Source organism: Pseudomonas inefficax (assembly GCF_900277125.1).
GTDB lineage: Bacteria > Pseudomonadota > Gammaproteobacteria > Pseudomonadales > Pseudomonadaceae > Aquipseudomonas > Aquipseudomonas inefficax.
Map to the genome: position 1 here is coordinate 1 of NZ_OPYN01000055.1, position 13,289 is coordinate 13,289.

The 13,289-nt window shown below is 63.1% G+C and carries 10 protein-coding genes; 8 read left to right on the forward strand and 2 right to left on the reverse strand.

The genetic code is table 11. The features are described 5' to 3' along the window. The 6 genes from JV551A3_RS05675 to JV551A3_RS05725 form a co-directional block, all read left to right on the forward strand. A partial coding sequence (locus tag JV551A3_RS05675) for a DUF1329 domain-containing protein (protein WP_133978424.1) occupies positions 1-261 on the forward strand: 261 nt, incomplete at its 5' end. Positions 262-1,441: 1,180 nt separating this feature from the next. Further along, positions 1,442-4,159 (forward strand): LuxR C-terminal-related transcriptional regulator, encoded by a 2,718-nt coding sequence (locus tag JV551A3_RS05700; protein ID WP_133970285.1) that lies wholly within the window; start codon positions 1,442-1,444, stop codon positions 4,157-4,159. Between the two features lie 146 nt (positions 4,160-4,305). After that, complete coding sequence (locus tag JV551A3_RS05705; protein ID WP_112252009.1) at positions 4,306-5,913, forward strand: tetratricopeptide repeat-containing response regulator; 1,608 nt, start codon at positions 4,306-4,308, stop codon at positions 5,911-5,913. Then, positions 5,910-6,602 carry a sensor histidine kinase gene (locus JV551A3_RS05710; RefSeq protein WP_133970286.1) on the forward strand — a complete coding sequence of 231 codons (693 nt, stop codon included), beginning with the start codon at positions 5,910-5,912 and terminating at the stop codon, positions 6,600-6,602. Before JV551A3_RS05705 ends, JV551A3_RS05710 begins: the two co-directional genes overlap by 4 nt. 1,344 nt (positions 6,603-7,946) lie before the next feature. After that, a complete protein-coding gene (locus JV551A3_RS05720; RefSeq protein WP_133970288.1) occupies positions 7,947-8,591 on the forward strand; it encodes an MBL fold metallo-hydrolase in 645 nt (214 codons plus the stop codon). A 108-nt stretch (positions 8,592-8,699) separates the two neighbouring features. Further along, a complete protein-coding gene (locus tag JV551A3_RS05725) occupies positions 8,700-9,419 on the forward strand; it encodes an OmpA family protein (protein WP_013970946.1) in 720 nt (239 codons plus the stop codon). Between the two features lie 125 nt (positions 9,420-9,544). Here the strand turns inward: JV551A3_RS05725 and pta are convergent, their stop codons facing one another. Further along, a complete protein-coding gene (gene pta, locus JV551A3_RS05735) occupies positions 9,545-11,632 on the reverse strand; it encodes a phosphate acetyltransferase (RefSeq protein WP_133970289.1) in 2,088 nt (695 codons plus the stop codon). 31 nt (positions 11,633-11,663) lie between these two features. After that, a complete protein-coding gene (locus JV551A3_RS05740; RefSeq protein WP_112252014.1) occupies positions 11,664-11,966 on the reverse strand; it encodes a DUF3565 domain-containing protein in 303 nt (100 codons plus the stop codon). On the opposite strand from JV551A3_RS05740, the gene JV551A3_RS05745 reads away from it, so the two are divergent. Then, positions 11,965-12,450: an FKBP-type peptidyl-prolyl cis-trans isomerase gene (locus tag JV551A3_RS05745; RefSeq protein WP_003247325.1), complete on the forward strand. Its 486-nt coding sequence runs from the start codon at positions 11,965-11,967 to the stop codon at positions 12,448-12,450. The two genes, JV551A3_RS05740 and JV551A3_RS05745, sit on opposite strands and share 2 nt — an antisense overlap. Before the next feature lie 143 nt (positions 12,451-12,593). Then, complete coding sequence (locus JV551A3_RS05750; RefSeq protein WP_133970290.1) at positions 12,594-13,076, forward strand: glutathione peroxidase; 483 nt, start codon at positions 12,594-12,596, stop codon at positions 13,074-13,076. Positions 13,077-13,289: the final 213 nt, after the last annotated feature.

Here is a 13,289-nt window from a genome sequence, read left to right on the forward strand (position 1 = left end):
GACGAGGACACCTGGCAGGCTGCGGTGATCGACCAATACGACGGCCGTGGCCAACTGTGGCGCGTGTCCGAGGCACATGCCCAGCCGTACTACAACGTGGAAGTGCCGTGGTACACCCTGGAGACTATCTACGACCTGCAGTCGGGCCGTTACCTGGCCCTGGGCATGAAGAACGAAGAGAAGCGCGCCTACGACTTCGGTTTCAGCGCCAGCAAGGCTGACTTCCAGCCAGCGGCACTGCGCCAGTCGGGTATTCGCTAAGTACCGCGTTACCCCAGAACGCCCCGGCCTGCCGGGGCGTTTCTATTTCCTGTTCCGGCCCCTTCGCGGGCGCGCCCGCTCCCACAGGAGTAGCGCAAGCCCAGACCTGCTCCATCCCTGTGGGAGCGGGCAAGCCCGCGAAGCAAGCGACACGGTGCATGGCACCGGCTGCGCCGGTGTTCGCGGCTAAAGCCGCTCCCACAGGTACAGCGCGAGCCCCAGGCCTGCGTCAATCCCATGTGGGAGCGGGCAAGCCCGCGAAGCAAGCGACACGGTGCACGGCACCGGCTGCGCCGGTGTTCGCGGCTAAAGCCGCTCTCACAGGCACAGCGCGAGCCCCAGGTCTGCGCCAATCCCATGTGGGAGCGGGCAAGCCCGCGAAGCAAGCGACACGGTGCATGGCACCGGCTGCGCCGGTGTTCGCGGCTAAAGCCGCTCTCACAGGCACAGCGCGAGCCCCAGGCCTGCGCCAATCCCATGTGGGAGCGGGCAAGCCCGCGAAGGAAGCAAGCGACACGGTGCATGGCACCGGCTGCGCCGGTGTTCGCGGCTAAAGCCGCTCCCACAGGCACAGCGCGAGCCCCAGGCCAGCGCCAATCCCATGTGGGAGCGGGCAAGCCCGCGAAGCAAGCGACACGGTGCATGGCACCGGCTGCGCCGGTGTTCGCGGCTAAAGCCGCTCCCACAGGTACAGCGCGAGCCCCAGGCTTGCGCCAATCCCATGTGGGAGCGGGCAAGCCCGCGAAGCAAGCGACACGGTGCATGGCACCGGCTGCGCCGGTGTTCGCGGCTAAAGCCGCTCCCACAGGTACAGCACGACACCGAGGCCTGTGCTAATCCCATGTGGGAGCGGGCAAGCCCGCGAAGCAAGTGACACGGTGCATGGCACCGGCTGCGCCGGTGTTCGCGGCTGAAGCCGCTCCCACAGGCACAGCACGATCCCCAGGCCTGCGCCAATCCCATGTGGGAGCGGGTTCACCCGCGAAGAGGCCGGAGTAGGCAATCAATCTGGTGAATACCTCAGCAAACCCCCGCCGCAGCCCTTGTCTGTCAGCCATGTTGCTTTTTGTCGCAGTCTTTTCCTCGGTAATCGCGCCCTTTACCTTCAAATTCGCAGCGTTACCCGCTAGTCTCGCAAGCATCCATACCGCCGTAGTCTTCCAACCAGAACGAGCCGGCCATGACAGATCTGTCCCGTACGCATGGATTCGCCAGCCAGGCTCTGGGCCTGCTGGACGGGCGTTTCTTCCGGCCGCCCCTGCCGGACGGCCATGTGCCGCGCCTTCGCCTGTGCCAGCGGCTGCAAGCCGGCCTTGGCGGGCGGCTGTTGCTGGTCAATGCCCCGGCGGGTTTCGGCAAAAGCTCCCTAGCCATCGAATTTTGCGAAGCGCTGCCCGAGCACTGGCGTAGCCTGTGGCTGGGCCTGAGCCAACGGGATGCCGACCCTGGCCGCTTCCTCGAGCGCCTGCTCGAAGGCCTGCAGCAGTATTGCCCGGCGCTGGGCGGCCAGGCCATGGGCCTGCTGAAAATGCGCCAGCGCCACCAGCCGTTCGCCTTCGAGGAATGGCTCGACGGCCTGCTCGACGAGTTGGCGCTGTATCTGCAAGCCGATACTCCTTTGTTGCTGGTGCTGGACGACTATCACCTGGCCCAAGGTCCAGTGCTCGACCGTTGCCTGCAGTTCTTCCTCAATCACTTGCCCCCTGGCCTGGTGCTGCTGGTCACCAGTCGCCAACGCCCGGACTGGCACCTGGCGCGCCTGCGCCTGTCGCGGCAACTGGTCGAGCTCAACGAACAGGACTTGCGCCTGACCGCCGAAGAATCGCTGGCGGTGATCGGTCGCCAACCCACCGGTCTGCGTGGCCAGGCCCTGGACAACCTGATCCAGCGCAGCGACGGCTGGGTGGCCGGGTTGCGTTTCTGGCAACTGGCGGCCAGCGAGTCCGCCGACGAGCAGGCCTTGCCCCAGGCCTTGCATGGCGGTGAAGGCCTGATCCGCGACTATCTGCTGGAAGAAGTCATCGACATGCTGCCCACCGACGTACAGGCCTTCCTGTACGAAACGGCCTGCCAGGAACGTTTTTGCGCCCCGCTGTGCGATGCCATGCGCGGCCGCCACGACAGTGCCACGATCCTGCGCTTTTTGCAGGCGCACCAGGTGTTCCTGGTGCCGCTGGACGAGCATGGCCACTGGTTCCGTTATCACCATCTGTTCTCCGACCTGTTGCGCAGCCGCCAGGCCAGCGAGCCGCTGGTCGGCCTGCAGCTGCGCGCCTGTCGCTGGTTCGAAAGCCAGGGCCTGCTGGACGAAGCGGTGGAGCAGGCGCTGCGGGCCGGTCATCTTGATGTTGCCGCCGACCTGGTGCAGAGCTTGTCCGAGGAGCAACTGCTGGCCGAACAGAACGTCGGCATGCTGCTGCGCTGGAAGATGGACCTGCCCGACAGCCTGCTGATCAGCACGCCGCGGCTGATCGTGCTGTATAGCTGGGCGTTGGGCCTGGCCTGCCAGTTGGACGCGGCCGAAGAGTTGGCGGGTTATCTCAGCCGCTTCCTGCCCGCGCCTTCGGCGACCGCGCAAAAGTCCATGCTGGCCCAGTGGCTGGCGCTGAGTGGTGTGATCGCCCGTGGCCGTGGCGACCGCGAGCGTACCCTGGCCTATTGCGGCGAAGCGCTGCAGAGCCTGCCGAGCAAGCGTTATGGCCAACGCCTTGTATGCCTCTCGACGCTGTCGAACCTGGCGATTGCCGATGGCGATTTCTGGCGGGCCCGCGGTTGGAACCGCGAGGCCCTGGAGCTGGCCCAGCGCGTCGGCAACCCATTGTTCGAGGCCCTGGCCCATTACGACCGGGCGCGGGTGCTGCATGCCCGTGGCGAGGTACTGCGCGCGCTGGACGAAGTGCGTCAGGGGCTGCAGCGCCTGCAAGGGCTGTCGGCGCAGCGGTTGTATGCCGTGCGCGCCCGCCTGACGCTTTACGAAGGCTACCTGCTGGTATCGCGGCTGCAGCCATCCCAAGGTCGTGCCCGCTTGCGTGCGGGGCTGGGCGAGGCGCGCGCCTGCCGTGATATCAGTGTGCTCATCGGCCACTGCGTGATCGCTACGCTCGATGGCCGGGAAGGGCACTTTGCCGAGGCCTTTGCCGAACTGGCCGAGGCCGAGCGGCTGATGCATATCTGGGATGTACCGCCGGTGTATTACCTGGCCATGATCACCCTGGTCAAATGTGAATTGTGGCTGGCCCAGGGGCGCATTGACCTGGCCGAGTCCTGGCTCCTGCGCCTGGGCCAGACTTATGGGGGCGAGCAACCGGCGGCGGCCCCGGAGTTTCACCCGCTGCTGCCGTTGCACATCGCCTTGCAGCAGGCTTTGCTGGAGCGTATCCAGTCACGTAGCGACGACGCGGTGCAACGCCTGGCCAGCCTGGTCGAGCGCGGCCAGGCCAGTGGCGGCATGATGCTCAGCGTCAGTGCCCTGTGCCAATGGCTTGGCTTGTTGCTGGGCGAAGGCCGCGAAGAGCAGGCCGCCCAGTTGTTGCCGCGGTTGCTGGAGGCAGCCCAAGGCGGCGTGCTGCAACCGTTCCAGCCTTTGCTGGAGCAGCACCCGCAGTGGCTTCATGAACAACTGCAGGCAGTTGCCGCCTGCCCGGTGCAGGCCGAGTTGCTCAAGCGCCTGCCGCCGCTGCCGAGCGCCAGCACCGGCAGCGGCGAAGCCCTGAGTGGCCGCGAGCTGGCCGTGCTCGAGCTGATTGCCCAGGGGTGTTCCAACCAGCAGATCAGCGAGCGGCTGTTCATTTCCCTGCACACGGTGAAAACCCACGCCAGCCATATCAACAGCAAGCTGGGGGTGGAGCGGCGTACCCAGGCGGTGGCAAAGGCCAAGTCCCTGGGGCTGCTGACGTAGTACTGGTCCTGCAGAGCGTAGCTCGCTGAACTGATGGCCCGTGGCCGCCAACGCTCTACCCTCATCTTTCCCGACCAGCTGCCGATACAGCTATCGGTGGCATCGCCTCGCGCGATTTTTCAATCATTCCAAGGCAGGTCGTGTTGATGCTGCAGTACGGGCAAAAGAGCTTTCTGATCGTCGACGACTTTACCGACTTTCGCACGTCGACCCGTTCCATGCTGCGCGAACTGGGCGTGCGTGACGTGGACACCGCCGACAGCGGCGAGCAGGCGCTGCGCATGTGCGCGCAAAAGCGCTATGACGTCATCCTGCAGGACTTCCACCTGGGCGACGGCAAGAAGAACGGCCAGCAGGTGCTCGAAGACCTGATTCTCGACAAGCACATCAGCCATGAGTGCATATTCATCATGGTCACTGCCGAGAGCAGCCAGGCCATTGTCCTCAGCGCCATCGAGCACGAGCCTGATGCCTACCTGACCAAGCCGTTCAACCGGGTTGGCCTGGCCCAGCGCGTCGAGAAGCTGTACCAACGCAAGACCCTGCTCAAGCCGATTCTGCAGGCCCTGGACCGCAGTCGCCCCGCCGAGGTGCTGGCGGCCTGCGCCGAGCTGTGCAAGCGCGACCCACGGCTGGCCCCGCTGTGCCTGCGCTATCGGGCCGATGCCTTGCGCAACCTCAACCGTTTCGACGAGCTGGAGAAGTTTCTCAAAGCCATCCTGGCCAGCCGCCCGCAGCCGTGGGTGTACTCGGCGTTGGGCAGCCTGATGCACAAGCGTGGCCAGAACGCCCAGGCCCAGGGCGTATACGAGCAGGCGCTCAAGGCCTTCCCGATCATGCCGGGCTTGTACGATGGCATGGCCGAGGTGCTGGTGGCCCAAGGCGAAACCAGGCGTGCGCAGAACATGCTCGAAGAAGCCGTGCGCCTGTCGCCTTTATCAGTGCGCCGGCAGTCGACGCTGGGCAAGCTGGCGTTGGAAAACGAAGACTTCGAGAGCGCTTCGAAAGCGTTCCGTCACGCGGTGACCCAGGGCCAGAGCTCACGTTACAAGGACGCAGAAAACAACCTGGGGCTGGTGCAGGCGTTGATGAACAAGAATGCCGGTTTTGGCCTGGATGCGCGCACCCGGGTCGAGATCAATGCCACGCTCAGCGAGGTAGCCAAGGAAAACCCCGAGGACCAGGGGCTGCAGGTGCGTGCCCGTATGATGAAGGCCGCCAGCCTGCAGCAGGCCGGCGACCCCGAAACAGCTGCCAAGCTGACCGAGCAGGCGATCCAGCGCCTGGACAAGATGAACCAGTTCTTCTCGGTGGATTCGGCCCTGACCGTTGCCGCGCAGTTGCAGGCGATGGGGCAGGAGGCCGCCGCCATCGGCGTGCTGAAGGGTTGTGTGGAAAGTTATGGCGACGACCCCAAGGTCATGGAGAGGGTCGGCAAGCTGACGGACGACCCCAGCGTGCTCAACGCCATAACCGAGGCGGTCACCCTCAATCGCCAGGGTGTGCGCAGTTACCAGGGGGGGCAGCTCGGCGAGGCGTTGCAGCTGTTCCGCAAGGCGCTGGGTTTGCAGCCGAAGAACATCAGCATTGCCCTCAACACTGCCCAGGCGCTGCTGCGCATTGGCGGAGACAGCCCTCAGCCCGCAATCATGCAGGAGTGCCGCGACGCCCTGACCAGCGTGGCCGGCATCCCCGCCAGCGACAACCGCTACGACCGCTACCGCAAACTGCACATCCGAGTGTTCGGCGCATGAATCAAGAAAACCAGGGGCTGGATTTTTCCACGGTGATCGCCTCCACCGTGCACGACCTGAAGAATTCCCTGTCGGCGCTGATCCAGTCCCACAACCAGTGGATGCAGCGCTTGCCCGAGGAACTGCGCGGTGGTGCCGAGCAGGGGGTGATGGAGCATGAGTTTCGCCACCTCAATGGCATGCTGGTGCAGTTGCTGGGGTTGTACAAACTGGGCGTGAACCAGTTGCCGGTGTGCCCGGACTACCACGAGCTGGACGATTTCATCGAAGCCCAGCTGGCCGCGCACGAGGAAGTGCTAAAGCACAAGGACATCCTTGCCACCTGGCGTATCGACACCGACAACCCGCTGGGCTTCTTCGACCGCGAGCTGGTCGCTTCGGTGATCGCCAACGTGATTACCAACGCCACCCGCTTTGCCGCGCATGCCTTGTTGATCACCATCGAAGAGGCAGACAACCAGTTGGCTATCTGCGTCAACGATGACGGCCCGGGTTATCCACAGCGCATGCTCGAACGGCAGGAAGAATTCATCCAGGGTATCGATTCGACCAGCGGCAGTACCGGCCTGGGCCTGTATTTTGCGGCGCGGATCGCTGCACTGCATGAAAGCGGCGGAGCGCGCGGGCGGATCGAGATATCCAATGGCGGGGCGCTTGGGGGTGGGTTGTTCAGGTTGTTCTTGCCTTGAGAGAAGCTGGCAGAGCACGCCCCGTATTGACACATCAAGCAACGCTTCCTGCTAATACAGCGGGGACGCTTCGTCGTGAGTTGTAGGAGCGATCTGATCTAAACCAAACGGGCTTTTGAGCTCTTTTCATCGGCGTTCACGCTGGTAATTATTCGGTTTTCGATGACTACCAGCAGAGCGGTTATGAAAAGATTTACTCAGGAGTTGAACCACTGCTCACCGACTGAAAGCTTGCGAGCGAATGAGCATCAGAAAAATGCAGGTTTCGGCGTAAACCGTTATGACCTTGCGTCGCTCCTCGGTCAGTGCGACTTCAATGTCCCGCAACCGAAAGACATGCGGATGTGGGACCGCATGCAACCAGTAGGTCGTGAGTTCTAAATGGACGGAGGCTCCATTTCGAATGCGGAGCTTGCATGAGAAGGCGAATCAGCAAACTCCGATACCAAATATTTCGCTCCCAAGCCCGTACCCTCACTCATGAGTTACTGTGTCGGCAGCCAGAACTACTGAGCGGAGATGTCGAGCTGGATCAAGTCCGGATAGAGCCCATAACGCACGAGGCCGTCAGCGCTAGCCTGGAATGGCTGACAAGTGGGTGTCTGTTTCCTTGGGAGGATATTGTCGACTGGAAGGATAGCGATCCCAAAGGGTTCGATCTTGCCATCTGGTTCGGAAGCGAGCTCTGTGGTCTCTGCTACGCAAGCCCTAGAAAGAGTCGCTTATGTATCAAGGTTATTCTGCTCCAAGGTAATCCCAGCAGGTCGCATCCACTCCGGGGAGAGATCGCTGGCTTGGCGCTGACATCGATAGACTTCTACGCTCGTATGTTGGGTTGTCAAGAGATTGAAATACAAGACCCTATTGAAGGCGCAAAGTCAGTTTATGAGGCGCTTGGTTTCACCTGGACCGCCAAGGGTCGGCTTGTGATCCAGGTTGATCCCTAATAACATCGATTGCGTCGATCAAGCTTTTGGAGGTAACCATGCGATCCAAAACGAGACAGGTAGAATTGCTTGCCATTGCAAGATTCGAGGCTGAAGCCAGACGTCTTGCTGGTCGAGTCTCCAGTAACCAGCTCCGGTTTCTGCAGGTCGCGAAGGCGAAGGGGGCAGAGCTTGAGCCCGCAGGCCCTCTGGCAGGAATTCCGTCCTGAATGACAGCACGTCAGGCCTTGGGATATGCAGCCTTGCTACACATTCGTATTAGTCTGAAAACCGGCCTATTGGCCGGTTTTTCGTTTGCATCAGGGGGCAACTTGCAATCTCGGCGACCTGCCTGCGCTTGAATGGATAAATAGACTCGACGCTTTTAGCGCGCTGCGCTTTCCTCATGAGAACGTCAATGACCCAACCCCCGTCTTCACTCATCCGCGAAACCTTCCCCGTAGGCCCCCTGCAGTGCAACTGCACCCTGATCGGCGACCCGCTTACCAAAAAGGCCATTGTCATCGACCCAGGCGGTGACCCGGACAAGATCCTTGCCCGTCTGCAGGCCCACGGGCTGACGCTGGTGAGCATCATCCACACTCACGCGCATTTCGATCACTTCCTTGCCTCGGGCAAGCTCAAGGAACTGACCGGCGCCACGCTGCACCTGCACAAGGACGACCAGGCGCTGTGGGACAACCTGGAGATGCAGTGCCAGATGTTCGGCGTGCCTTACACCCCGGTACCTGCGCCAGACCGCTGGCTGGGGGATGACGAGGAGCTGGCCTGCGGTTGTGGCGTGGCCTTGCATACGCCAGGCCACACGCCAGGCTCGATGAGCTTCTGGTTTGCCGACGCCAAGCTGCTGATCGCCGGCGATACCCTGTTCCGCCGTGGTATTGGCCGTACCGATCTGTGGGGTGGCGACCAGCGGGCCATCGTGCGTTCCATCAAGGAGCGGCTGTACCAGTTGGACGAGGAGGCTATCGTTGTGACTGGCCACGGGCCCGATACCCGCCTGGGCGACGAAATGCGCGAAAACCCCTTCGTGCGTGCCTGATGGCACATTGAGGCACTTTCACGGAATTTTTCGTTGCCGATGCAATCCAAGGCTGGCATAGATCCCTTTATGATCTGCCGCATTCATGAATTCAGTAGGAGCTTGTCCATGTTCACCATGCGTCGTCTGATTATCGTCGCAACCGCCGCTGCCCTGATGACCGGCTGTGCCGGCCAGAACCCTTATGACAGCCAGGGGCAGGCGCAGGGCTCCACAGGGATGAGCAAAACCGCCAAGTACGGCGGCCTGGGCGCGCTGGCCGGTGCTATCGCCGGTGCTGCCATCGACCACAACAACCGTGGCAAGGGTGCCTTGATCGGCGCTGCCGCCGTGGGTGCCGCCGCAGCCGGTTATGGCTACTACGCCGACAAGCAGGAAGCCGAGCTGCGCGCGCAGATGGCCAATACCGGTGTGGAAGTGCAGCGCCAGGGTGACCAGATCAAGCTGATCATGCCGGGCAACATCACCTTTGCCACCGACTCGGCCAACATCGCGCCAAGCTTCTACTCGCCGCTGAACAACCTGGCCGGCTCGTTCAAGCAGTTCAACCAGAACACCATCGAAGTGGTCGGCTTCACTGACAGCACTGGCAGCCGCCAGCACAACATGGACCTGTCCCAGCGCCGTGCACAGGCGGTCAGCACCTACCTGACCTCGCAGGGTGTGGATGCCTCGCGTATCACCGTACGTGGCATGGGCCCGGACCAGCCGATCGCCAGCAACGCCGACGCCAATGGCCGCGCGCAGAACCGCCGGGTGGAAGTGAACCTGAAGCCGATTCCGGGTCAGCAGTATGACCAGCAAGGTCAGGTTCAGCAGTATCCCTGATTGATCTGAGTGACCCTGTGGGAGCGGGTTCACCCGCGAACACCGGCGTAGCCGGTGCCAAACACCGCTTCGCATTCTTCGCGGGTGAACCCGCTCCCACAGGGGCTGCAAAACAGCCCCAGCTTTTAGCCTGCCACACTGGCTTGAATGGCCGTCAGGGCGATGGTATGCACGATATCGTCAACCTGAGCCCCACGTGGCAAGTCGTTCACCGGCTTGCGCAACCCTTGCAGCATCGGCCCCAGGCTGACCCCATCGGTACTGCGTTGTACCGCCTTGTGCGTCGTGTTGCCGGTGTTCAGGTCAGGGAACACGAACACCGTCGCCCGCCCGGCCACCGGGCTGTCCGGCGCCAGTTCGCGGGCAATCGCCGGGTTGGCCGCCGCGTCATACTGCAACGGCCCGTCGATCAGCAGCTCCTGCGCCGCGCCTTGTGCCAGACGGGTCGCTTCGCGCACTTTCTCGACTTCCTCGTCGCTGGCCGAATCGCTTGAATAACTGATCATCGCCACCCGTGGTGCGATGCCGAAGGCATGCGCCGATTCGGCACTCTGCCGGGCGATCTCGGCCAGTTCGACAGCATTCGGGTGCGGGTTCATCACGCAGTCGCCGTACACCAGAACCTGCTCGGGGAACAGCATGAAGAACACCGACGACACCAGGCTCGAGCCTGGTGCGGTCTTGATCAGCTGCAGGGCCGGGCGGATGGTGTTGGCGGTGGAGTGCACCAGGCCCGAGACCAGGCCGTCCACTTCGTCCAGGGCCAGCATCATGGTACCGATCACCACCGGGTCTTCCAGTTGCTGTTCGGCCATTGGTGCATTGAGGTTCTTGCTCTTGCGCAGCTCGACCATCGGCTCAACATAGCGCCGGCGAATTACCTCGGGGTCGAGAATTTCCAGGCCTGGCGGCAAGGTGATGCCTTGGGCGCGGGCCACGGCGTCGACATCCTCGGGCTTGGCCAGCAGCACGCAGCGGGCAATGCCGCGGGCCTGGCAGATGGCCGCAGCCTGCACCAGCAGCGGCTCTGCGCCCTCCGGCAGGACAATCCGCTTGTTGGCCTGCTGCGCCCGCTGGATCAGCTGGTAGCGGAATACTGCCGGCGACAGGCGCAGCTCGCGCGGGGTACCACAACGCTGGTTCAGCCAGGCGGCATCGAGGTGGCTGGCGACGAAGTCGGTGATGAATTCGGCGCGCTCGCGGTCGTCCACCGGGATTTCGCGGTTCAGCGAATTGAGCTGGTTGGCGGTGTCGTACGAGCCGGTGCTGACCGACAGGATCGGCAGGCCGGCCTGCAGGGCGCCACGGCACAAGCCCAGGATGCGAGGGTCTGGCTTGCCGTCACTGGTCAGCAGCAGGCCGGCCAGCGGTACGCCGTTGATCGCCGCCAGGCTGACGGCGAGGATGATGTCATCGCGGTCGCCCGGGGTCACCACCAAGGTACCCGAGGTAAGAAGCGGCACTGTGTTGGCCACGGTGCGCGCACAGATGATGATCTTGCTCATGCGCCGTTGTTCATAGTCACCGGCATTGAGCACCTGGGCACCGAGCAGGTCGGCCACGTCGCGGGTGCGCGGGGCGTTCAGTTCGGGCTGGTAGGGGATGCAGCCCAGCAGGCGGAAGTCGTTGCCCCGCAGCAGCGGCGAGTGCTCGCGCAGGCGGGTGGAAAAGTCCGCCATGCTTTCGTCGGTGCGCACTTTGTTGAGGATTACCCCGAGCACTTTCGGGTCGCGCGGGCCGCCGAACAACTGGGCCTGCAGTTCGACCCGGCCGGACAGCTCGCTGAGCACTTCGTTTTCCGGCGCCGATACCAGGATCACCTCCGCATCCAGGCTCTTGGCCAGGTGCAGGTTGACCCGTGCTGCATAGCTGGCGTGGCGCGTGGGCACCATGCCCTCGACCACCACCACGTCGTTGCCGATGCAGGCTTGCTGGTACAGGCGGATGATTTCTTCGAGCAACTCGTCCAGCTGGCCATCGCCAAGCATGCGCTCGACATGGGCCAGGCTAAGTGGCACAGGAGGCTTGATACCGTGGGTGCGGGCGACCAGCTCGGTGGAGCGCTCGGGGCCGGTGTCACCCGGGTGGGGCTGAGCGATCGGCTTGAAGAAGCCGACCTTCAGGCCGGCGCGCTCCAGGGTGCGCACCAGGCCCAGGCTGATGGAGGTCAGTCCGACACCGAAATCGGTCGGCGCAATGAAAAATGTCTGCATGCGTGCTTCTCGAAATAAGCGGTGCAAGAAATTAACGGCCAAGGGTAGCGCTATCGGCCCCTTGTGCGCACCAGCCACAAGCGAAAGGCTGGCCGATGCGTTGCGCGCGCTGGGCCGGGTCGAGCACCCAGGGGCGCGCCTGCCACGGCGGCTGGTGGCGCAGGTGCTGGGTGTGGCCACAGGAAAGCTCGGCCACCCAGTGGCCCTCTTCGTCTTGGTGGAAGCCGGTGATCCGACTGATGGGCCGTTGCTCGTCCGCGGTGCGTTCGCAATCGGGCGATGGCTTGGTTACACTTGTCCGCTCTACATTCTTTTGCAAAAGGTCTTGCCCCATGCTGATCGCCGCCAACAAGGCTGTCTCCATCGACTATACCCTGACCAACGACGCCGGGGAGACCATCGACAGCTCCGCCGGCGGTGCACCGCTGGTTTACCTGCACGGTGCCGGCAACATTATCCCGGGCCTGGAAAAAGCCCTGGAAGGCAAGCAGGCCGGTGACGAGCTGAACGTTTCCATCGAGCCGGAAGAGGCCTACGGCGAATACTTGGCCGAGCTGGTCAGCACCCTGAACCGCAGCCTGTTCGAAGGTGTCGACGAGCTGGAGGTGGGCATGCAGTTCCACGCTTCGGCGCCGGATGGCCAGATGCAGATCGTCACCATCCGCGACATCGACGGCGACGACGTGACCGTCGACGGCAACCATCCGCTGGCCGGTCAGCGCCTGACCTTCCAGGTCAAGGTAGTCAACGTGCGTGATGCCAGCGACGAAGAAATCGCTCACCGTCACATCCACGGTGAAGGTGGCCATCACCACTGATTTTCTGCGCTAAGCTCAGAAAGTCGCCAGGCGCTCGGGCAAGCCGATTTGCCTTCCTACGGGAGGTGGACGGCTTGGACGAGCGCCTTTTTAGTGGGCGGAATTCGCCTGCGCGGCAACCGGGAACCTGAGAGGGATTCATCATGAGTGCATTTCACGACCTGAAACTGGACGCGTTGAACGGCGGGGAACTGCCCCTCTCGCCATTCAAGGGCCAAGTGGTGCTGGTGGTCAACGTTGCCTCCAAGTGTGGCCTCACGCCGCAATACAAGGCCCTGGAGAACCTCTACCAGGTATACAAGGACAAGGGCTTCAACGTGCTTGGCCTGCCGTGCAACCAGTTTGCCGGCCAGGAGCCTGGCAGCGAAAAGGAAATCCAGGAGTTCTGCAGCCTCAACTACGGGGTGAGCTTCCCGCTGGGTGCCAAGCTGGAGGTCAACGGGCCGCAGCGCCACTCGCTGTACCGCCTGCTGGCGGGTGAGGGGGCAGAGTTCCCGGGGGACATTACCTGGAACTTCGAGAAGTTCCTGGTGGGCAAAGATGGGCGGGTGCTGGCGCGCTTTTCGCCGCGCACTGCACCGGATGATCCGGCGGTGGTGCAGGCTATCGAGAAGGCGCTGGGCTGAATAGCGCCTGACACAATATTTTCGGTGCCTGTGAGATCGAGCGCCGCCCGCGCGGCGCTTCGCAGCACAAGGCTGCTCCTACATCTGTTTCGGGCCAATAACGCCTGCACCAACGCGCGCGACCGCCTTGTTTGTCCAACACGATATCGAGGTGGACGCCAAGGGCGCGCGCGCCTTTGCCTCAGGAATAACTGGCCAGAAACAGATGTAGGA

Bases quoted from the DNA above. Each gene is read 5' to 3' on its own strand.
- JV551A3_RS05725 (WP_013970946.1), top strand. From the start codon at position 8,700: ATGTTCACCATGCGTCGTCTGATTATCGTCGCAACCGCCGCTGCCCTG.
- JV551A3_RS05745 (WP_003247325.1), top strand. From the start codon at position 11,965: ATGCTGATCGCCGCCAACAAGGCTGTCTCCATCGACTATACCCTGACC.
- JV551A3_RS05740 (WP_112252014.1), bottom strand. From the start codon at position 11,966: ATGGGGCAAGACCTTTTGCAAAAGAATGTAGAGCGGACAAGTGTAACC.
- JV551A3_RS05750 (WP_133970290.1), top strand. From the start codon at position 12,594: ATGAGTGCATTTCACGACCTGAAACTGGACGCGTTGAACGGCGGGGAA.
- JV551A3_RS05700 (WP_133970285.1), top strand. From the start codon at position 1,442: ATGACAGATCTGTCCCGTACGCATGGATTCGCCAGCCAGGCTCTGGGC.
- JV551A3_RS05705 (WP_112252009.1), top strand. From the start codon at position 4,306: ATGCTGCAGTACGGGCAAAAGAGCTTTCTGATCGTCGACGACTTTACC.
- JV551A3_RS05720 (WP_133970288.1), top strand. From the start codon at position 7,947: ATGACCCAACCCCCGTCTTCACTCATCCGCGAAACCTTCCCCGTAGGC.
- pta (WP_133970289.1), bottom strand. From the start codon at position 11,632: ATGCAGACATTTTTCATTGCGCCGACCGATTTCGGTGTCGGACTGACC.
- JV551A3_RS05710 (WP_133970286.1), top strand. From the start codon at position 5,910: ATGAATCAAGAAAACCAGGGGCTGGATTTTTCCACGGTGATCGCCTCC.